Source organism: Streptomyces fragilis (assembly GCF_003112515.1).
GTDB classification, from domain to species: domain Bacteria; phylum Actinomycetota; class Actinomycetes; order Streptomycetales; family Streptomycetaceae; genus Streptomyces; species Streptomyces fragilis.
Genome location: NZ_BEVZ01000005.1, coordinates 502139 through 522285, shown reverse-complemented (window position 1 = coordinate 522285; position 20147 = coordinate 502139). Strand labels below are relative to the sequence as shown.

Here is a 20147-nt window from a genome sequence, read left to right as displayed (position 1 = left end):
TCGGTGCCGCACAATCGCTCCTCCACGCCGGTGTCCACGGGCGCGGAGCCGCGAGCGCGACCTTCTACGGAGCTGATTTGCTGAACCCCCCTGCCCTGCCCGACCACGCCTTCGACCTGCCCGAGCGGCTGGCCGCCAAGGCCGACCCCGCGCTGATCGCCGGCGACGAGGCCCACTTCGCCGACATCGCGGCGAGCCTGGAGCAGGCGATCGCCGAGCTGTCCGACCGGCTCGACGCCCAGCGGCGGGCGCCCGGCGGAGCCGGGCGGGAGGCGATGGAGCGCGACCTGGAGGTCCACCGGCTCTCGGCCCGCCTGCGGGCGCTGCGCCGCTTCGGCCTCGACCTGTGCCTGGGCCGGATGGTGCCGGCGGGCCCCGACGGACCCGAGGAGCCGGTCTACGTCGGGCGGCTCGGCCTGACCGACAGCTCGGGGCGCCGACTGCTGCTGGACTGGCGCTCCCCCGCCGCCGAGCCGTTCTTCGCCGCCACCCACGCCCACCCGATGGGGCTGGCCAGCCGTCGCCGCTACCGGTGGTCGGGCGGCCGGATCGACGACTACTGGGACGAGGTGTTCACCTCCGGCGGCCTCACGGAGGGGCACGCGGCGCTGGACGACCAGTCGGCCTTCATCGCGAGCCTGGGCGCCCACCGCTCGGAGCGGATGCGCGACGTGCTGGCCACCATCCAGGCCGACCAGGACGCGGTGATCCGCGCGGGCTCCCGCGGGGCGCTGGTGGTGGACGGCGGCCCGGGCACCGGCAAGACCGTGGTCGCCCTGCACCGCTCGGCGTACCTGCTGTACTCCGACCCGCGGCTGGGCCACCGCCGTGGCGGGGTGCTCTTCGTGGGCCCGCACCAGCCGTACCTGAACTACGTCGCCGACGTGCTGCCCAGCCTCGGCGAGGAGGGCGTGCGCACCTGCACCCTGCGCGACCTGGTCGCCGAGGGGGCCCGTGCGGTGCCGGAGGCGGACCCGGAGGTCGCCCGGCTGAAGTCGTCGGTGGAGATGGTGCGGGCGATCGAGAAGGCGGTGCGGTTCTACGAGTCGCCGCCGACCGAGGCCCTGACGGTGACCACGCCCTGGGGCGAGGTGACGCTGAGCGCCGCCGACTGGGCGGAGGCCTTCGACGCGGCCGAGCCCGGCACCCCGCACAACGAGGCCCGCGAGCAGATCTGGGACGAGCTGGTCGCCATGCTCCAGGACCGCGTCAAGGGTGAGGTCCCCGCCGTCCTGTTCCGCCGGGCCCTCGCGAACGACGGCGAGCTGACCGGCGCGCTGAGCGCCGCGTGGCCGATGATCGAGGCGGCCGACCTGGTCGGCGACCTGTGGACGGTCCCCGCCTACCTGCGGCTGTGCGCCCCCTGGCTGGACCGCGACGAGGTGCGGCTGCTGCGGCGCCGGAGGCCGGACGCGTGGACGCTGTCCGACCTGCCGCTGCTGGACGCGGCGCGGCAGCGGCTCGGCGACCCGCGCACGGCCGTGCGCAAGCGGCGGCAGAAGGCGGCGGTGGCCGCCGAGCGGGAGCGGATGGCGGGCGTCATCGACAGCGTGGTGGCCGCCGACCCGGACGGCGAGGGCGCGGTGACCATGCTGATCGGCGAGGACCTCAGGGAGAGCCTGGTCGACGAGTCGGCGCTGCCGTCCCGTGCGGCCGATCCGCTGGCCGGTCCGTTCGCCCACGTGGTGGTGGACGAGGCGCAGGAGCTGACCGACGCCGAGTGGCAGATGCTGCTCCTGCGCTGCCCCTCCCGCAGCTTCACCGTGGTCGGCGACCGGGCCCAGGCACGGCACGGCTTCACCGAGAGCTGGCAGGAGCGGCTGGCGCGGGTGGGGCTGCACCGTGCCGAGGTGGCCTCGCTGAGCATCAACTACCGCACGCCGGAGGAGGTCATGGCGGAGGCCGAGCCGGTCGTCCGGGCGGCCATCCCGGACGCCAACGTGCCCACCTCGGTGCGGCGTTCGGGCGTGCCCGTCACGCACGGGAAGGTCGCGGACCTGCCCGCGGTCCTGGAGGAGTGGCTGGCCGCCGACGAGGACGGCGTCGCCTGCGTCATCGGCGCCCCCGGTCTCCCCGAGTCCCCCCGGGTGCGCTCCCTCACCCCGGAGCTGGCCAAGGGCCTGGAGTTCGACCTGGTGGTGCTGGTGGAGCCCGAGCGGTTCGGCGAGGGCGTCACGGGCGCGGTGGACCGCTACGTCGCGATGACCCGGGCGACGCAGCGGCTGGTGGTGCTGTCGGACGCGTCGCAGGGCCCGGCCGGGGTCTGAGGCGGCCGGCGACGTGAGCGCGCGGGGGCCCGCACCCCACCGGGGTGCGGGCCCCCGCGCGTGCGGGGTCACTCGGGGCGGACGTCGTGCGGACTCACTTGGGGCAGACGTCCTGGGTGACCGGGCCGCCCGCGACGGTGGCGGTGGCCGGGTCGACGGCCATGCACAGGCCGGTCCACTGGTTGACGAAGGCGTAGGCGGTCCGGGAGGAGCCCGCGACCTCGACCTTGGTGGGCACGATGTTCCACATCTGGCTGCCGGAGAACCAGCGGGTCTCGCATCCCCACCAGAAGAGCTGGGTCCCGGCCGACGGCGGGGTGCCGTTGTTGTAGGGGACGGTCAGGCAGGTGCCGTTGCTCGCCTTGATCCAGAAGTAGCCCTTGTGGTCGAAGGAGGTGGGCTGTTCGGCCTGCCACTGGTGGCTGACGGGCGGCGTCGACTGGCACGCGCGCTGGGTGACCAGCCCTCCGGTCTTCGAGCTGTCGAACTCCGGGCCGCGCACCAGGCACCGGCCGTACTTGGTGTTCACGTAGCTCTTGTCGGCGTTCACCAGCCAGAGGCCCTGGTGGCTGCCCTTGACGATGTCGCCCTTGTTGCGGTCGACGATGTTCTGGATGAGGGCCCAGCCGGGGAAGTCCATCATGACGATGCCGGTGCGGCCCGGGGCGACGGTGTTGTTGAGGTGGTTCATCAGCCGGATGTTCTGTCCGGCGACGTAGGTGGTCACGCCCGCCGTGGTGTCGATGTAGCCGCCCGCCCACTCGGCCGGACTCGGGGAGAGCAGCGGCGAGGTGGCGGAGGTGTACGTCACGTACCAGTCGTTGCCCTTGTCGGCGATCGCCGCGTCGACGTTGCGCCGGACGCCCTCGAACTTGGCGTCGTCGTCGCTCGGCTTCCAGTCGTCCGCCAGGTGGGAGTGGAAGCCGCTCGTCCCGTAGGAGTAGGAGGCGCTGCCGTCCTTCTCCGTGACGCCGAAGGTGCCGAGCACGATCCTGCCGCGGACCTGGGAGAGGGTGGGCGTGGGCGCGAGGCTGTTCCTGGTGACGGACGCCTTGTGGAAGAGGCCGTCGTACTTCTTGGTGTACTGCTCGAAGATGGTCGCGATCACGCCCGCGGACACGTTGGACGGGTCGTTGGTGCATTCGCCGATGCCGCCGCTGCTGCCGACCGGGCACTCGGCCTTCAGCCGCATCACGATCGTCTCGCCCGGGTGCTGGGCGAGGAACGCCTTGGCCTTGGTGAGGACGTCGTCGAAGTTGGCGTTCTGGTGGACCACGCCGTGGTGGACCGTGAAGTACTGGTTCTCGGTCACGCGGACCCGGATGTCGAGGGCGCGGATGCCCCGGTCCAGCTGCGCGGTCAGGGTGGCGGCGCTGTCGCCGTAGTCCTGCTGCGTCTCGGTGCTGTACCCGCCGTGGATGGAGAGCGTGTCGTGGGTGCCGGGCAGCGAGACCCGGGACAGCGGGGTGGCTCCGTCGAGGGACTTCATCCAGTCCTGCCGGAGGGGAGCCGAGCCGAGGGAGTTGTAGGCGTCGGCGTTGACCGACCCGGCCGCCTGCGCGGGGGCCGAGGCGAGCATCAGCGAGCTCGCGGCGACGCAGCCCGCCACCAGGTGGGCGAGCGGGCTCAGGCGGCGCCGTGACGCGACGCGGAGGCGGTGGAGAAGCGGATGGGACATGGGACTCCTGTCCTGGACCGGGCCGGGCGGAAGGGGGTGGGCCGTGCTGGTGCCGGGTGCTACTACTGCTGGGTGGTGTCGGCCTGCCGCATCGAGGCGACGGCCTCGGCGACGGTGTCGCGGTACAGGCCGAGCCTGGGGCCGGACACCTGGACGCCGGAGCCGAGACCGAACGCGCGGGTCTCGGCGTTGGGCATGTGGGACGGGCTGACCAGGACGTGCATCTCGTCGACGTCCGCGCCGGCACCGCCGCCGGGGGCGAGGTCGAGCACCGCGTACGCCTTCGTCCCCGCGAGCAGGGCGTGGTCGGGGCCGCCGAGGCCACCGGGGACCAGCGGGTGCAGGTTGCCGCTGCGGTCGGTGTCGTCCGCCGTGCCGAGGTCGACGGCGGGCAGCAGGTCCAGGCCGCAGGCGCTCGCACCCGTGTTGGCGACCTCGATGATCCGCCGCGTCCCGTCCGTGCGGACGGTCACCGACAGCTGCTTCATCGCGCAGGGGTGCCGGTGGGCGTAGTCCGGCGTGTTGTCCGCCGGACCTCCGCCGGTCTTCCGCGCGGAGCCCTGCGCCCGGGGCGCCTCCCCGCCGGCGGGGGCGGCCGAGGAGCCCGCCGCCGCCTCGGCGGCGGGGGCCTTCGCGGCGCCCGCCCCGTCCACCGGCGCCCCGGTGGAGGCCTTCGCGCCCGCCCCGTCCGCCGCGCCGGAGGCGGCTCCGTCGCCGCCGCAGGCGGTCAGGGTCAGGGCCAGGACCGCGGTGGCGGCGGCGAGAAGCGTGCGATGCGGAACGTGGGTGCGCATGAGGAGCCCTTGGGAGAGGAGACGGTGAGGTGGCCTGACGGCACGTTCAGTCCACCAGCGGTCACCGGGAAGCCACCAGGAAGTCGTACCGGCAGAAGTAAACTGGGGGGTCACTTCTGCCGGTCCGTCACCGGCCTCACGACGCCCGGGGGATACGCATCATGAGCACCGACGACCCGGCCCGCGGGGACTTCGCCGCGCTGCTGCGCACCCTGCGGGGGCGCGCCGGGCTCAGCCAGGAGGAACTCGCTCACCGGTCCGGGCTGAGCGTGCGGGCGGTGGCCGACATGGAACGCGGGCGCACCCGCGGCCCGCAGCGCCGCACGGTGGCCGCGCTGGTGGCGGCACTGGCGCCCGCCGAGGCGGAGGCCGGGGCGCTGGAGCGGGCCGCGGCCTCGGGCCGGCCCCGTCCGAAGCCGGTCCCCGCGGCGCCGGCCGGGCTGCGCCTGCCGCGTGACATGCGGGACTTCACCGCCCGGGAGGCGGACCTGGAGCGGCTGCGGGCGGTGGCCGAGGAGGCCGGCGCCGCGCACCCACCGGTGGTGCTGGTCACCGGCCAGCCGGGGCTGGGGAAGACGGCCTTCGCGGTACGGGCGGCGCACAGCCTCGCCGGCCGCTACCCGGACGGGCAGCTCGCCGTCGACCTGCACGGCACCCGGGCCGAGCCCGCCGACCCCCGCGAGGTCCTCGGCGCGCTGCTGCGCGCGTGCGGGGTCGCCGACGCCGCCGTGCCGCAGGATCTCGAGAGCCGGTCCGGCCTGTTCACGGCCTTGCTCGAGGACCGGCGGATGCTGCTGCTCCTCGACAACGCCGCTGACGAGGCGCAGGTGCGTCCGCTGCTGCCGGCCGCCGGCCCCACGCTGACCCTGGTGACCAGCCGCAACGCCCTGGCCGGGCTGGAGGGGGTGCACCGGCTGGCGCTCGGGGTGCTGCGCCGCGAGGAGTCCGTCGCCCTGATGGCGCGGGTCGTCGGCCCCGACCGGGTGGCGGCGGAGGCGCAGGCGGCGCGCGATCTGGCCGACCTGTGCGGGCAGCTGCCGCTGGCGGTGCGGATCGCCGCCCAGCGGCTGGCGGCCCGGCCGCAGGAGCGGCTCGCCAAGCTCGCGGCCCAGCTCTCCGACGAGGGCCGTCGGCTCGACGCCCTCCAGGCCGGGGACCTCCAGGTGCGGGCCGCCTTCGCCCTCTCCTACCGGCAGCTGGACCCGGTGGCCCGGCGGGTGCTGCGGCGCTCCACCCTGGCCGCCGGTTCCGACTTCTCCCCGCGGACCGCCGCGCTGCTCGCCGGGACGACGCCGCGGCAGGCGGAGCACTGCGTCCGGGAGCTGGCCGACCGCGGACTGTTGCAGCCGGATCCGGTGGCCGACCGCTACCGCTTCCACGACCTGCTGCGGCTGTTCGCCGCCGAGCAGCTGTCCGAGGACGACCCCGCCGAGCAGGCCCGTGCCCGGGAGGCCGCCGCCCGCTGGGTGCTGGCCCGGGCCGGTGCCGCCGCGCTGCACTTCGACCCCGAGCGCTCCCCCGCCGGAGATCCCGAGCCGGACACCGCGCCCCGCGGGGCCGAGGAGGCGCGCGCCTGGCTGGAGGCGGAACGCGCGCAGTGGCTGGACGCCCTCCACCAGGCGCTCGCGGACGGACACCACCGTGAGGTGCTCGACGCGGCGGAGGCCATGCACTGGTTCTCCGACCGCGTCCAGCACTGGGAGGAGTGGGCGGAGGTGTTCCGCTGCTCGGTGGCCGCCGCCCGGGCCCTGGGAAGCCGGCGCGACGAGGCCGTGCACCTCAACTACCTGGCCTGGTCGTACAACCTGTGCGTCCACGACAGCGCCGCCGGGCTGGCGACGGCCCGCGAGGCGCTGACCGTGGCGCGCGAGGTGGGCGACCTGCTGCAGGCCGGGTGGGCGTACGGGTACGGGGCGGGGGCGCTGCACCACCTCGGGCGGGCCGAGGAGGCGGTGCAGTGGCTGGAGAAGTCCGCGGCCTGCCACCGGGAGAACGCCACGCCGCAGGCGCGGCTGGCCGAGCTCGCGACGCTCAACGCCCTGGGCGCGCACCTGCGGTCGATGGGCCGGGCGGAGGAGGCCCTCGCCGTCCACCGGCGGAGCGAGGAGCTGTGCGAGGCGGGGATCCCGGGCCGGTCGGCCGAGGTGCTGTCGATGTTCCGGGCCAGCACGCGTCACCACCTGGGCCAGGACCTCGGCGAGCTGGGCCGCTGGGCTGAGGCGGAGCCGTTGCTGCGCCACGCCCTGGCCGTGTTCGAGGAGGCCGGCATGGCCGCGTGGAGCGAGCCGGCCCGTCTCGACCTCGCCATCACGCTGCGCCGGCTCGGCCGCGAGGAGGAGGCCCGGACCATGCTGGAGACGGCCCGGCGAGGTCTCGTCGAGCAGAGCCACCCCCGGCGGGCGGAGGCCGACGAGGAACTCGCGGGGCCCGCCGCGCCCGTCACACCGGCGGTGCCGTCCTAGCGGCTGGTGCGGTGTCCGGCTGCCCGGACCCGACGGGACGTCGGCGCGCGGGGCGGGTCAGCGGACGACGTCGAAGACGTTCTTCTGCAGGCCGTTGGCGTACACCTCGTGCTCGACGAGCCTCAGCTTCTGGGCGTCCTTGTCCGTGGCGCTGAACAGCCGCTTGCCCGCGCCGAGCAGCAGCGGGAAGACGAGCAGGTGGTAGCGGTCGATCAGGCCCGCGTCGGACAGGCTCCGGTTCAGCGCGGCGCTGCCGTGGACGATGATCGGGCCGCCCTCGGTCTCCTTGAGCGCGGCGACCTCGTCGAGCGAGCGCAGGATCGTGGTCTCGCCCCAGTTCGCCACCAGGTCGTCCTCGGTGAGCGTGGTCGAGACGACGTACTTCGGCATCACCTTGTAGTCGGCGAAGTCCTCCATGTCCGGCCACACGGCGCTGAACGCCTCGTAGCTGACCCGGCCGAGCAGCATCGCGCCGGCTTCCTTCTGCTCCCTGCCCTTGATCTCGTACGCCTCGGGAAGGAAGTCGACGTCCTTGAAGGTCCACCCGGAGTTCCGGTACCCGGGCTCGCCGCCCGGCGCCTCGACGACGCCGTCCAGGGAGACGAACGCGGTGCTGATCAGGGTGCGCATGGGGTTCCTCCGAGCTCGTGGTCGCTTCAAAGGTGCAGACGGCGCGGCCGGGCGAAACTCATCGGTCCCGTCCGGGCGACCGGGAGGCCCTGGTCGCCCCTACGCCCACACCGTAGCTCCGGGGAGCGCCTGCCCGTGTGTTCCCGCACGCGGGCAGGCCGCACCACCTGCCCGCCGCCGACGCCGTGCCCGGCCGCGGCCCGGCCCGGCCCGAGGAGCGGCCCGAGGAAGGCGGCCCGAGGAACGGGCTAGTCCAGGTAGCCGCGCAGTTGCTCGGCGAAGGTGTGGTCGCGGAGCTTGCTCAGCGTCTTGGACTCGATCTGCCGGATCCGCTCCCGGGTGACGCCGAAGAGCCGGCCGATCTCCTCCAGGGTGCGGGGCCGGCCGTCGACCAGTCCGTAGCGCAGCTGGACCACCCGGCGCTCGCGCTCGCCCAGCGTGGAGAGCACGGCGTCCAGGTGCTGGCGCAGCAGGATGAACGACGCCGTCTCGACCGGGGAGACGGCGTCGCCGTCCTCGATGAGGTCGCCGAGGGCGACGTCCTCCTCCTCGCCCACCGGGGCGTGCAGGGACACGGGTTCCTGGGCGAGCCGCAGGACCTCGCGGACCCGCTCGGCGGTCAGGTCCAGCTGGGCGGCGACCTCGTCGGCGGTCGGCTCGTGGCCCCGCTCCTGCAGCATGCGGCGCTGCACCCGCACCACCCGGTTGATCAGTTCGACGACGTGCACCGGGACGCGGATGGTGCGGGCCTGGTCGGCCAGGGCGCGGGACATGGCCTGGCGGATCCACCAGGTGGCGTAGGTCGAGAACTTGTAGCCGCGGGCGTAGTCGAACTTCTCCACCGCGCGGATCAGGCCCAGGTTGCCCTCCTGGACCAGGTCCAGCATGGTCAGCCCGCGGCCCACGTAGCGCTTGGCGACGGAGACGACCAGCCGGAGGTTGGCCTCGATCAGGCGGCGCTTGGCGAGGCGGCCCATCACCACCAGCCGGTCCAGGTCGTGGGCGAGCCGGCTGTCCAGGTCGGGGGTGCGGCCGAGCTTCTCCTCGGCGAACAGTCCGGCCTCCACCCGGCGGGCCAGCTCGACCTCCTCCGCAGCGCTGAGCAGCGGGATGCGTCCTATCTCCCGCAGGTACTGCCGGAACAGGTCGGCCGAGGGTCCCGCGGTCTGCGCGCGGCGTCGCGCCGCGACCGGCTCCTCCAGGTCGGCCGGCTCGGCCTCGACCGGCTCGACCGGCTCGGCCTCCGTGGCGAACCCGGCCTCCGCGGCGTCCTCGGCCTCCACGGCGTCCACCGGCTCGGCGGACTCGCGCGGCCCCACGGGTTCCACCGGTTCGGCCGGTTCGTCGAAGGGCGAGGTCTGCGTCTCGGGGTGGTGCGCAGCGCGGTCCTGCAGGGGCACCGCCGACAGGACCGGTGCGTCCGCCCCGGTGAGGGCGCGCGAGGGACCGGCGGTGTGGGAGAGGGTCTGGGTCTGCACGCGTGCGACCTCCAGGGTGATCGCTGCTGGGGGGTGCGGCAGCGCTTGCGTCCGTGGGCGACTGCGGGGGGTGACGCCGGGCGGCCCGGCCGCGCGGCGGGAAGCGGGCCGGCCGTGTCCCAGGTACGGGGCGCCGGACTCAGTGTGGCGTAGGACACAGTCCCCTCACGAGGGTCGTGCGCCCACTTTCTGCGACCGGTACGTGACGGGGTGATTACCCAAGTGACGCAAAACTCATGTGCGCCCCCGGAAATCCCTCTGTAATGATCAGCGGATGCCCCGTTCTTCCTACGAAGCGCACCTCACGGTGCGATGTGCGGACGGCGCCGCACTGGACCGGCTGCGCCGCTGGTCGGCGGCGCGCGGCCTCAAGCTCACCCATGTCGTCCTCGCCCGCGGCCGCACCCCTTCCCAGCCGATGCTGACTCTGCGCGACGCCTCCTCCTACGCGGCCCAGCTGTTCCGGGCCCGGGCCGTGGGGGCGGAGCTGGAGGCGGACGGCTTCGCGGTGGCCAGGGTGAAGATCGAGTCGGACCCGCTGGCCCCGGAGGTCCCGCGCGGCCCCTGCGACGACGGACGCCACTTCGAGCACCACGTGAAGCTCCGCCTGGACGCCGCCGCGGACCTGACGGCCCTGGCGGCCCGGGTCGCCCCGCACGGCGCCCACCTGTCGTGGAACGCCCGGCGGGTCACCGGCCCCGGCCACCACGAGCGGTTCATCACCCAGCGCTGCCGGGGCGTGGACGCGCGGGGCGCGCGGCAGGCGCTGGACGCCCTGCTCGGGGTCCTGTCGGGGGAGGAGGTCCTGGACGTGGAGCGGGAGTTCGTGCTGTACGACAGCGACGCCTCGGTGGACGCGGGGTGGCTCGACGAGGAGCTGGAGGAGCTCGAAAGGCTCAGGGAGCGCGAGGAAGGGAGGGCGCGATGAGCACGCCCGGGAAGCCGTGGACGAACCCCCGGCACCACGACCTGCCGGCCACCCTGAGCTGGGTGGAGGCGGACGGGGTGACCCAGGAGCCGGTGTTCGACCCGGCGATGAAGCACCGCACGGACGCCTACCGGGCCTCCGAGCCGCGGTTCGAGCACGCCCGGCAGGGTGCGCGGTGGCTCGCCGCGCGGCGGCGTGCGCTGGATCTGGTGCTGGAGGCGGTGGCCGGCTCCGCGTGGTCCGACGCGCTGGTGCTGCGCGGCAGCGCGCTGATGGCGCTCCGGTTCGGCCAGGAGGCCCGCGAGCCGGGCGACCTGGACTTCGTGGTCGTCCCGCACACCTGGGGCCTTCAGGACCCCGGCACGGCCCGGATGCTGGAGGAGATCGCCCTGGCCGCTCAGGCGCTGTCCGGCTGGGAGGCGGCCTGCCCGGAGTTCCACGCGCAGGGCGCGGTGACGGAGGACATCTGGACCTACGAGCGGGTGCCCGGCCGCCGCATGGTGCTGCCCTGGTCGGCTCCGGAGGCGTCCGGCCTGCCCGGCGGGACGGTGCAGCTGGACTTCGTCTTCAACGAGCCGCTGTTCCAGGAGCCGGAGGCGGTGGCCCTGCCCGGCGGCGGCACGGTGCGGGCGGCGACGCTCGAACTGTCCCTGGCCTGGAAGGTGCTCTGGCTGCTCTCCGACTGCTACCCGCAGGGGAAGGACCTCTACGACGCGGTGCTGCTGGCCGAACAGGTCCCGCTGTCCCGGGAGTTGCTGCGGCCGGTGCTGGAGACCTGCGAGGACTGGCCGTACCTGCGGAGCCTGGGGCGGCTGACGCGCGCGCACCTGGCCGCGCAGCTGGCGGACGTCCAGTGGGAGGAGTTCGTGGTGGACCACCCACGGTTCGAGGGACGCCGGCAGGAGTACGTCGACCGGCTGCTCGACGCCCTGGAGCCCACACTGGGGCTGGAGTTGGCCTGAACGGCGCGTCCGGCGCTCCCTACAGCGCGGCCGCCCCGCGCTCCCGCAACGCCTGGCCGTACTGCTGCAGCACCCACAACTCGTTCTGCACGGCGGCGAGTTGGGCGGGATCGCCCTGGTGGCTCAGGCGGGCCAGGCTGCTCTGGACCTCGCTGATGCGGCGGTCGACCGCACGGCGGCGGACGGCGACCAGCTGCTCGCCCGCGTAGTTCTCGTCCACCGGGCGCCGCACCATGATCGCCTCGACGGCCAGCTCGGTGACCATGGAGCGCACGGTGTCGTCGGGGGCGGCGTCGCGGACGCGGATCAGGTATTCCTGCGGGTCCCGGGCGCCGGCCTCGGCGCCGCCCGCGTCCAGGACCGCCTGGCGGACCGCCGCGTAGGGCGGCGCGGTGAACTCGTCGACCCCGTACGCGTCGAAGGCCGGGGAGACCAGCTCGGGCCGCTGCAGGGCGAGCTTGATCAGCTCGCGCTCGGTGGCGTGCACCGGGTTGCGCAGGTTGAGCGGCGGGCCCGAGGGCCCGCGGGAGCCGTGCGCGGCGGGGTGGGCGTGGGCGGCGCCCGGACCGTCCTGCGGGTGGCGCGGGCCGTCCTGCGGGTGGCGGCCGTTCTCGGGGGCGGGGCCGCGGCCGCCGCGGTCACGGGCCCAGCGGGCGATCTGGGCGACCCTGCGCACCACGAACTGGGTGTCCAGGATGCCGAGCATGCCGGCGAGCTGCACCGCCACCTCGTGCTGCGCGCCCACGTTCTTGATCTTGGCGACCACCGGGGCGGCCTCGTCCAGCGCGGCGGCCCGGCCGGCCGGGGTGTCCAGGTCGTAGCGGGCCACGATCTGGCGCAGCGCGAACTCGAACAGCGGGGTGCGCGGCTGCACCAGGTCGGCGACGGCGTCGTCGCCCTTGGCCAGGCGCAGCTCGCAGGGGTCCATGCCGTCGGGGGCGATGGCGATGTAGGTCTCGGCGGCGAACTTCTGGTCGTCCTCGAAGGCGCGCAGCGCGGCCTTCTGGCCGGCGGAGTCGCCGTCGAAGGTGAAGATCACCCGCGAGGTGCCGTTGTCCATGAGCAGGCGGCGGAGGATCTTGATGTGGTCGCCGCCGAAGGCGGTGCCGCAGGTGGCTATCGCGGTGGTCACTCCGGCGAGGTGGCAGGCCATGACGTCGGTGTAGCCCTCGACGACCACGGCCCGGCTGCTCTTGGCGATGTCCTTCTTGGCGAGGTCGATGCCGTAGAGGACCTGCGACTTGCGGTAGACCGGGGTGTCGGGGGTGTTGAGGTACTTGGGCCCGTTGTCCGACTCGTAGAGCTTGCGGGCGCCGAAGCCGACGACCTCGCCGCCGATGTCGCGGATCGGCCACATCAGGCGGCCGCGGAAGCGGTCGATGGGGCCGCGGCGGCCCTCCTGGGCGAGGCCGGAGGTGAGGATCTCCTTGTCGCTGAAACCCTTGCCGCGCAGGTAGCGGGTGAGGTGGTCCCAGCCCTGGGGGCTGTAGCCGACGTTGAAGTGCTCGGCGGCGGCCTGGTCGAAGCCGCGCTCGGCGAGGAAGGCGCGGCCGGTGTCCGCCTCGGCGCTGGTGGCCAGCTGCTCGGCGTAGAACTGGGCGGCGATCTTGTGGGCCTCGATCAGGCGGATGCGCTCGCCACGCTGGTGGGAGGGGTTGTAGCCGCCCTCCTCGTAGCGGAGCGTGATGCCCGCCTGGGCGGCCAGGCGCTCCACGGCCTCGGAGAAGGTGAGGTGGTCGACCTTCATCACGAACGTAATGGTGTCGCCGCCCTCCTGGCAGCCGAAGCAGTGGAAGAGGCCCTTGGCCGGGCTGACCTGGAAGGACGGCGACTTCTCGTCGTGGAAGGGGCACAGGCCCTTGAGGTTGCCGCCGCCGGCGTTCTTGAGCTGGAGGTACTCCGACACGACGGAGTCGATCGGGACCGCGTCCCGTACCGCCTTCACGTCCTCGTCGTTGATCCTGCCGCCGCCAGCCACGTGCAAATTGTACGGGCGCGCGCCGACGTCACGGCTCCACCGCACGCCCGGACCCGCCCGCGCCGCGCGGGGCGGCGCGGGCGTGGTCCGCGGCGGCAGGGCACGCGGCGGCGGACCCGGCGGGCCGGGTCGGGGGTCCGCCGGGCCGGGTCGGGGCCCCGCCGGGCACGGGCCCGGGCAGGTCAGGGGACGAGCGCGTCCAGCGGGACGCGGGGGTCGGACAGGGCGTCCGGGTCCACGGTCGCGCCGCCGCGGATCAGGTCCTGGATCGCGGGCGTGACGTCCCACACGTTGACGTTCATCCCGGCCAGGACGCGGCCGTCCTTCATCCAGAACGCGATGAACTCGCGCTTGCCGGCGTCGCCCCGGATGACCACCTGGTCGTAGGCGCCCGGCGGCGCCCACCCGGAGTACTCCATGCCCAGGTCGTACTGGTCGGAGAAGAAGTACGGCACCCGGTCGTGGACGACCTCCTGGCCCAGCATGGCCCGCGCGGCCGCCGGGCCGCCGTTGAGGGCGTTGGCCCAGTGCTCCACCCGCAGCCGCACCCCGAACAGCGGGTGCGGGAAGGCGGCGACGTCGCCCGCCGCGAAGACGTGCGGGTCGGAGGTCCGCAGCGAGGCGTCGACGGCGATGCCCCCGCCCTGCTCGCGGGGCGCCAGCTCCAGTCCGGCCGCCTCCGCCAGCGCGGTCCGCGGGGCCGCGCCGATCGCGGCGAGCACGGCGTGCGCCGGGTGCTCCTCGCCGTCCTCGGTCCGCGCGGCCAGGACCAGCCCGTCCTGGCCGACGATCTCGGTGAGCTTCGCCCCGAACTGGAACCGCACCCCGTGCTCGCGGTGCAGCTCGGCGAAGACGTTGCCCAGCTCGGGGCCCAGCACGCCGTGCAGCGGGGTGGGCGCGGGTTCGACGACGGTGACCTCGGCCCCGTAGTGCCGCCCCGCGGCCGCGACCTCGAGGCCGATCCAGCCCGCCCCGGCGATCAGCAGGTGCCCGTTGTCGCGGCCGAGCGCGGCCAGCACGCCCTTGAGCCGCTCGGCGTGCGCGAACCGCCGCAGGTGGTGGACGCCCGCCAGGCCGGTGCCCGGCACGTCCAGCCGGCGCGGCTCGGCGCCGGTGGCCAGCAGCAGCTTGTCGTAGTGGACGAGCGTGCCGTCGTCCCCGAGCCGCACGGTCCGCCCCGCGGTGTCGAGCGCGTCCACGGTCTGCCCCAGGTGCAGCTCGATGTCGTGGGCGGCGTACCAGGCCGCCTCGTGCACGAGCGCGCTGTCGCGGTCCGCGGCACCGAGCAGGTAGCCCTTGGACAACGGGGGCCGCTCGTACGGGTGGTCACGTTCGTCGCTGATCAGTATCACCCGCCCTCGGAAGCCCTCGGCGCGCAGCGTCTCCGCCGCCTTGGCGCCGGCCAGGCCTCCTCCGACGATGACGAACGTCTGGTCCGCGTCGACCACGATGTGCCTCCTTCTCCGGTGATGCCGGATGAGCGTCCCGCACGGAGGCTAGTGCCCGAAGAGAACCTGCCGAAGAGGCCACGCGGTCCTTGTCCCGGCGGTAACGCACCGTTTCGGCCGGGCCGCGCCCTTCGGCGGGGGCGGACCGTTCGGCCGGGGCGGGCCGTCAGGCCTGCATGGTGAGGCGGGCGTGCAGGGCCCTGGCCGAGGCGTCGGTGAGGGAGGCGATCTGGTCGACGATCACCCGCTTGCGCGCCTGGTCGTCCGCGGCGGCGTCGAACAGCGCCGCGAACTGCGGGTCCAGCCCTTCCGGCGCCCGCGCCGTGAGCGCCTCCGCCAGCTCGGCGACGACCACCCGCTGGTCGGCGCGCAGCCGCTCCTGCTCGGCCCGCTGCATCACGTACAGGTCGGCGACCGCCTTGAGCACGGCACACTCCATCCGGGTGGTCCGCGGCACCACCAGCTGCGCCTTGTACCGGGTCAGCCGCCCGTCCCCGTAGGCGGCGCGGGTCGCCGTCTCGGCGGCGGTGCAGAACCGTCCGATCAGCTGGCTGGTGGCGTCCTTGAGCCGGGCCTGGTCGACGGCGCTGCCGTCGTAGCCGTGCGGCCACCACTCCTGGGCCTGGAGCCGGTCCAGGGCCGCGCCCAGTTCCTCCGGGTCGGTGTCGGCGGGCACGTACCGCGCGTCCAGCACCGCCACCGTGAAGATCTCACGCCGGTCGGCGGCGCTGTGCAGCCGGGACGGCTGGATGTGACCGGCGTGCAGCCCGTCCTCGACGTCGTGGACGGAGTAGGCGACGTCGTCGGCCCAGTCCATCACCTGCGCCTCGAAGCAGACCCGGTCGCGGGCGGGCGCGTCGGCCCGGACCCAGTCGAAGATCCGGCGGTCGTCCTCGTAGACGCCGAACTTCCGGAAGGCCGGGCCCGCCGGGTGACCGCCGCGCGCCCAGGGGTACTTGGCGGCGGCGTCCAGCGCGGCGCGGCTCAGGTTGAGGCCGACGCTGGTCATCTCGCCGGTGGTGCGGTCGGTGACGAACCGCTTGGGTTCCAGGCGGGTGAGCAGCCGCAGCGACTGCGCGTTGCCCTCGAAGCCGCCGCAGTCGGCGGCGAACTCGTCCAGCACCTGCTCGCCGTTGTGCCCGAACGGCGGGTGGCCCAGGTCGTGGGAGAGGCACGCGGCCTCCACCAGGTCGGGGTCGCAGCCGAGCGCGGCCCCCAGCTCCCGGCCCACCTGGGCGCACTCCAGCGAGTGGGTGAGCCGGGTGCGGGGGCTGGCGTCCCAGAGACGGACGGTGCCCGGGGTGACGACCTGCGTCTTGCCGGCGAGCCTGCGCAGCGCGGCGGAGTGCAGCACCCGGGCGCGGTCCCGCTGGAAGGCGGTGCGTCCGGGACGCTTGTCGGGTTCCGGGGCCCAGCGCTCGACGGCTGCCTCGTCGTATCCGGCGGTCGGTTCGTTGCCTGCCATGTCGACGACAGTAATTGGTGTGGGCGACAGCCGCCCCGTATCGGCTATGCCGCGGCGAGCGCGTGGCGCGCCGGCGCGGCGGCGGCGGCCGCCTCGTCGTGGCGTCGCAGCACCAGCCGGACGACGTCGGGGTGCGCGCCGAGCGGTGCGGCGACGATGCCGGGGGCGGCCTCGGCGGTCTCGGTGTGGAAGCGTCCGGGGGCCGTGAAGTAGGAGGCGACGGCCACCTCGGTGCGTCCCGCGCCGGCCAGGGCGGCCGCCGCCTCGGCGACGGAGGGCGCGGCGGAGGCGTAGGCGGGGACCACCGGCACGCCCAGCCGGGCGGACAGCGCGGCGGCGGTGCGGCGGGTGTCCACGGCCCCGTCGGGGTCGCGGGAGCCGGAGGCGGCGAGGACCACGCCGTGCCGGGCGGTCACCGCGCCCGGGTCCTGGGGCCAGCCCGCCTCGACGAGCCGCCGGTGCAGGGCGCGCACCAGCAGCGGGTGCGGGCCCAGGGCGGGCGCGAGCCGGAGGGGCCCGGTGGCGTGCGCCGCGACGGTCCGGGGGATGTCGCGCTTGACGTGGTGCCCGCGGCCGAGCAGCAGCGGCACCAGCACGGCGGGCCTGCCGCCGAGGGCGTCGAGGGTGTCCGCCAGCAGCGGCTCGTTGAGCTCGATGTGCCCGAGCCGGACGTCGAGGCCGGGCCGGGCCGCGCGCACCAGGCCGGCCAGGGCCCGCGCGGTGGCCAGGGCCCGGGGGTCGCGGCTGCCGTGCGGCACGAGCACGAGGGCGGGGCGTGAGGTCTCGGACATGCCACCGATCCTCCCCCGTCCACGTTGCCGCCCGGTTGCCGCCCGGCGTCCGCCTTGTTTTCCCGCCGATCACAGGGCGGCGGCGCGCGCTGTGAGCGGCTGGGGGAACCGCCCGGTGCGCCCGGGCGTGGGAGGTGACGTGGGCGCGGACGCGGCGGGAGGAACGGCCGGTGGGGCGAACGGGAACGCGACGGGAGGGGCGGCAGTCGGTGCGGTCGGGGATGCGGGCGGGTGTGTGGGCGGCGGCGGCCCGCAGGACGTGGCGGCAGGGCCTCAGGGGTGTGCGGGCCGCGGGTCGGGTGGCGTGGCCGCCGGACACGGTGGGACGGCGGCGGACGGTGCGGGTCGCGGCGGCCGCGTGCGCGCTGGCGCTGCTGCCGTACGCGTGGGTGTGGACGGCGGCGGACGACCGCCTCCGCTCCCCCGCCGAGGCGCCGCGCACGGACGTCGCGGTGGTGTTCGGGGCCGGCCTGTGGGACGGCGAGCCCTCCCCCTATCTGGCGCGCCGTCTGGACACCGCGGCCGCGCTCTACGCGGACGGCCGCGTCCGGGTCGTCCTGGTCACCGGCGACAACAGCCGCGAGGAGTACGACGAGCCGGACGCGATGCGCGCCTACCTGGTGGAGCGCGGCGTGCCCGGCTCCCGGATCGTCAGCGACTACGCAGGCTTCGACACCTGGGACTCCTGCACCCGGGCGAAGCGGATCTTCGGCGTGGACGAGGCGGTCCTGATCAGCCAGGGCTTCCACGTCCGCCGGGCGGTGGCGCTGTGCGAGGAGGCGGGCATCGCCTCCTACGGCGTGGCGGCCACCGGCGACCGGCACGACGCCGTCTGGTACTACGGCGTCGTGCGGGAGACCCTCGCGGCGGGCAAGGCCGGCCTGGACGCCCTGTTCGAACCGGACCCGCACTTCCTGGGGCCCCGGGAGAAGGGCGTGGAGCAGGCCCTCGCAGCGGAGTGAGACGGGCCGGGAGGAGATCGCGGTCCCGGCCTCACAGCGGGGCACGGCGGGCCGGGAGGTCACCGTCCCGGCCGCGTAACCGGCGGCGACGGGCCTCGTAACAGCTCCCGCGCACGCTGGTCGCCATGCAGAACACCGCCGCGTCCACGCCCACCCACTGCCCCTACTGCGCCCTGCAGTGCGGCATGAACCTGGCCCCCGCCGAGGGGGGCGGCGTCCAGGTGCTGGAGCGCGCGGACTTCCCGGTGAACCGGGGCGCGCTGTGCGGCAAGGGCCGCACCGCCCCGGCGGTGCTGGACCGCACGGCGCGGCTGACCGAGCCGCTGGTGCGCGGCGCCGACGGCGAGCTGACGCCGGCGAGCTGGGAGGAGGCCCTCGACCGGGTCGCCGGCGCCCTGCTGCGCACCCGCGCCGAGCACGGCGCCGACGCGGTGGGCGTCTTCGGCGGCGGCGGGCTCACCAACGAGAAGGCGTACACGCTGGGCAAGTTCGCCCGGGTGGCGCTCGGCACCTCGCAGATCGACTACAACGGCCGGTTCTGCATGTCCTCGGCCGCGGCCGCCGGCACCAAGGCGTTCGGCGTGGACCGCGGACTGCCGTTCCCGCTGGAGGACGTCCCGCGCACCGGCTGCGTGATCCTGGTCGGCTCCAACCCGGCCGAGACGATGCCGCCCTCGCTGCGCTACTTCACCGAACTGCGCGACAACGGCGGCACGCTGATCGTGATCGACCCGCGCCGCACCCGCACCGCCGAGCAGGCCGACCTGCACCTCGCGCCCCGCCCGGGCACCGATCTCGCCCTGGCGCTCGGCCTGTTGCACCTGGTGGTCGCCGAGGGGCGGACCGACGAGGAGTACATCGCGGAGCGGACCACCGGCTGGGAGGAGGCCCGGGCCGCGGCGATGGCGCACTGGCCGGAGTACGTGGAGCGGATCACCGGCGTGCCGGTGCCGCAACTGCGCGAGGCGGTGCGGATGTTCTGCGAACCCGAGGCGGCGATGGTGCTCACCGCGCGCGGCCCGGAGCAGCAGTCCAAGGGGACCGACACGGTCGGCGCGTGGATCAACCTCTGCCTGGCCACCGGCCGCCCCGGCCGCCCGTACTCCGGCTACGGCTGCCTCACCGGCCAGGGCAACGGCCAGGGCGGGCGCGAACACGGCCAGAAGGCCGACCAGTTGCCCGGCTACCGCAAGCTGGACGACCCCGAGGCGCGCCGCCACGTGGCGGGGGTCTGGGGCGTCGACCCGGACTCGCTGCCCGGTCCCGGCCGCAGCGCCTACGAGCTCCTGGACGCCCTCGGCACCGACATCCGCACCCTGCTGCTGATGGGCTCCAACCCGGTCGTCTCCGCTCCGCGCGCCGCGCACGTCGAGGAGCGGATCCGCTCGCTGGACTTCCTCGCCGTGGCCGACGTCGTGCTCTCCGAGACGGCCGCGCTGGCCGACGTGGTGCTGCCGGTGACCCAGTGGGCGGAGGAGACCGGCACCACGACCAACCTGGAGGGCAGGGTGCTGCTGCGGCGGCAGGCGCTCACGCCGCCCGCCGGGGTGCGCGGCGACCTGTACGTGATGCGGGAGCTGGCCGCCCGACTGGGTGTGGAGAAGGGGTTCTCCGACTCTCCCGAGGAGGTGTTCGAGGAGCTCCGCCGGGCGAGCGCGGGCGGCCTCGCGGACTACTCGGGCATCACCTACCGGCGGCTGGCGCAGGAGAACGGCGTCTTCTGGCCCGCGCCGGAGCGGATCGACGGCGGGCGCGGGGACGGTGACGGCGGGCTCGGTGACGGCAGAGGCAGCGGTGACGGCGGTGACGGCGGTTCCGCCCCGCATCCCGGCACGCCGCGCCTGTTCCTCGACCGGTTCGCGCACCCGGACGGCCGGGCCCGCTTCGTGCCGGTCGTCCACCGGGCCTCGGCGGAGGAGCCCGACGAGGAGTACCCGCTGCTGCTCACCACCGGGCGGGTGGTCTCCCAGTACCAGTCGGGCGCGCAGACCCGCCGCGTCGCCGAGCTGAACGCGGCAGCGCCCGGACCGTTCGTCGAGCTGCACCCGCGGCTGGCAAAGCGGCTGGGCGTCGTGGAGGGCGACCGTCTCGCCGTGGTCTCCCGGCGCGGCCGTGCGGTGGCCCCGGCGCGGGTCACCGGGGCGATCCGGCCGGACACGGTGTTCATGCCGTTCCACTGGTACGGCGAGGGCCGCGTCAACACCCTCACCAATCCGGCGCTGGACCCCGTCTCCCGCATGCCGGAGTTCAAGACCTGCGCGGTCCGCGTGGAGCGCGCCTGACGGGGGCGGGCGGTGGAGGGCC

General features: G+C 74.9%; 14 protein-coding genes. 6 read left to right on the top strand and 8 right to left on the bottom strand.

Features of this window, described 5'->3' with window-relative positions:
- The first annotated feature begins 77 nt into the window (after positions 1-77).
- Positions 78-2267: an RNA polymerase recycling motor ATPase HelR gene (gene helR / locus Sfr03f_RS20715; protein ID WP_245967662.1), complete on the top strand. Its 2190-nt coding sequence runs from the start codon at positions 78-80 to the stop codon at positions 2265-2267.
- A 94-nt stretch (positions 2268-2361) separates the two neighbouring features.
- On the opposite strand, the gene Sfr03f_RS20710 is transcribed toward helR, so the two are convergent.
- Entirely contained in the window at positions 2362-3945 is a 1584-nt protein-coding gene (locus Sfr03f_RS20710; protein ID WP_108955448.1) for a phosphatidylinositol-specific phospholipase C domain-containing protein, read from the bottom strand.
- Positions 3946-4007: 62 nt separating this feature from the next.
- Positions 4008-4739, bottom strand: a complete 732-nt coding sequence (locus Sfr03f_RS20705) for a hypothetical protein (protein WP_108955447.1) — start codon at positions 4737-4739, stop codon at positions 4008-4010.
- 161 nt (positions 4740-4900) lie between these two features.
- Between Sfr03f_RS20705 and Sfr03f_RS20700 the strand changes: the two genes are divergently transcribed.
- Positions 4901-7201: an ATP-binding protein gene (locus Sfr03f_RS20700; RefSeq protein WP_108955446.1), complete on the top strand. Its 2301-nt coding sequence runs from the start codon at positions 4901-4903 to the stop codon at positions 7199-7201.
- Between the two features lie 57 nt (positions 7202-7258).
- Here the strand turns inward: Sfr03f_RS20700 and Sfr03f_RS20695 are convergent, their stop codons facing one another.
- Positions 7259-7831, bottom strand: coding sequence for a dihydrofolate reductase family protein (locus Sfr03f_RS20695; RefSeq protein ID WP_108955445.1), 573 nt, complete (start codon positions 7829-7831; stop codon positions 7259-7261).
- Between the two features lie 248 nt (positions 7832-8079).
- Positions 8080-9351, bottom strand: coding sequence for an RNA polymerase sigma factor (locus Sfr03f_RS20690; RefSeq protein WP_174721622.1), 1272 nt, complete (start codon positions 9349-9351; stop codon positions 8080-8082).
- Positions 9352-9583: 232 nt separating this feature from the next.
- On the opposite strand from Sfr03f_RS20690, the gene Sfr03f_RS20685 reads away from it, so the two are divergent.
- Positions 9584-10237: a hypothetical protein gene (locus Sfr03f_RS20685; RefSeq protein WP_108955443.1), complete on the top strand. Its 654-nt coding sequence runs from the start codon at positions 9584-9586 to the stop codon at positions 10235-10237.
- Complete coding sequence (locus Sfr03f_RS20680; RefSeq protein WP_108955442.1) at positions 10234-11199, top strand: nucleotidyl transferase AbiEii/AbiGii toxin family protein; 966 nt, start codon at positions 10234-10236, stop codon at positions 11197-11199. Before Sfr03f_RS20685 ends, Sfr03f_RS20680 begins: the two co-directional genes overlap by 4 nt.
- A gap of 19 nt (positions 11200-11218) precedes the next feature.
- On the opposite strand, the gene dnaG is transcribed toward Sfr03f_RS20680, so the two are convergent.
- From dnaG to Sfr03f_RS20655, 4 genes are all read right to left on the bottom strand, one after another.
- Positions 11219-13177: a DNA primase gene (gene dnaG, locus Sfr03f_RS20675; RefSeq protein WP_108955441.1), complete on the bottom strand. Its 1959-nt coding sequence runs from the start codon at positions 13175-13177 to the stop codon at positions 11219-11221.
- Between the two features lie 182 nt (positions 13178-13359).
- Positions 13360-14625, bottom strand: coding sequence for an NAD(P)/FAD-dependent oxidoreductase (locus tag Sfr03f_RS20665; RefSeq protein WP_108955439.1), 1266 nt, complete (start codon positions 14623-14625; stop codon positions 13360-13362).
- Between the two features lie 166 nt (positions 14626-14791).
- Entirely contained in the window at positions 14792-16090 is a 1299-nt protein-coding gene (locus Sfr03f_RS20660; RefSeq protein ID WP_108955438.1) for a deoxyguanosinetriphosphate triphosphohydrolase, read from the bottom strand.
- Between the two features lie 44 nt (positions 16091-16134).
- Positions 16135-16881, bottom strand: coding sequence for a sirohydrochlorin chelatase (locus Sfr03f_RS20655; RefSeq protein WP_108955437.1), 747 nt, complete (start codon positions 16879-16881; stop codon positions 16135-16137).
- Between the two features lie 221 nt (positions 16882-17102).
- Between Sfr03f_RS20655 and Sfr03f_RS20650 the strand changes: the two genes are divergently transcribed.
- Both Sfr03f_RS20650 and Sfr03f_RS20645 read left to right on the top strand, forming a co-directional pair.
- Positions 17103-17843, top strand: a complete 741-nt coding sequence (locus Sfr03f_RS20650) for a SanA/YdcF family protein (RefSeq protein WP_108955436.1) — start codon at positions 17103-17105, stop codon at positions 17841-17843.
- Positions 17844-17968: 125 nt separating this feature from the next.
- The gene (locus Sfr03f_RS20645; protein ID WP_108955435.1) at positions 17969-20125 is read left to right on the top strand and encodes a molybdopterin oxidoreductase family protein; all 2157 of its coding nucleotides are present in this window, start codon (positions 17969-17971) and stop codon (positions 20123-20125) included.
- Positions 20126-20147 lie beyond the last annotated feature (22 nt).

Excerpts from the sequence above, each read along its gene's own strand:
- Sfr03f_RS20710 (WP_108955448.1), bottom strand. The coding sequence starts at position 3,945 with ATGTCCCATCCGCTTCTCCACCGCCTCCGCGTCGCGTCACGGCGCCGC.
- Sfr03f_RS20705 (WP_108955447.1), bottom strand. The coding sequence starts at position 4,739 with ATGCGCACCCACGTTCCGCATCGCACGCTTCTCGCCGCCGCCACCGCG.
- Sfr03f_RS20700 (WP_108955446.1), top strand. The coding sequence starts at position 4,901 with ATGAGCACCGACGACCCGGCCCGCGGGGACTTCGCCGCGCTGCTGCGC.
- Sfr03f_RS20695 (WP_108955445.1), bottom strand. The coding sequence starts at position 7,831 with ATGCGCACCCTGATCAGCACCGCGTTCGTCTCCCTGGACGGCGTCGTC.
- Sfr03f_RS20685 (WP_108955443.1), top strand. The coding sequence starts at position 9,584 with ATGCCCCGTTCTTCCTACGAAGCGCACCTCACGGTGCGATGTGCGGAC.
- Sfr03f_RS20680 (WP_108955442.1), top strand. The coding sequence starts at position 10,234 with ATGAGCACGCCCGGGAAGCCGTGGACGAACCCCCGGCACCACGACCTG.
- Sfr03f_RS20660 (WP_108955438.1), bottom strand. The coding sequence starts at position 16,090 with ATGGCAGGCAACGAACCGACCGCCGGATACGACGAGGCAGCCGTCGAG.
- Sfr03f_RS20655 (WP_108955437.1), bottom strand. The coding sequence starts at position 16,881 with ATGTCCGAGACCTCACGCCCCGCCCTCGTGCTCGTGCCGCACGGCAGC.
- Sfr03f_RS20650 (WP_108955436.1), top strand. The coding sequence starts at position 17,103 with ATGCGGGCGGGTGTGTGGGCGGCGGCGGCCCGCAGGACGTGGCGGCAG.
- Sfr03f_RS20645 (WP_108955435.1), top strand. The coding sequence starts at position 17,969 with ATGCAGAACACCGCCGCGTCCACGCCCACCCACTGCCCCTACTGCGCC.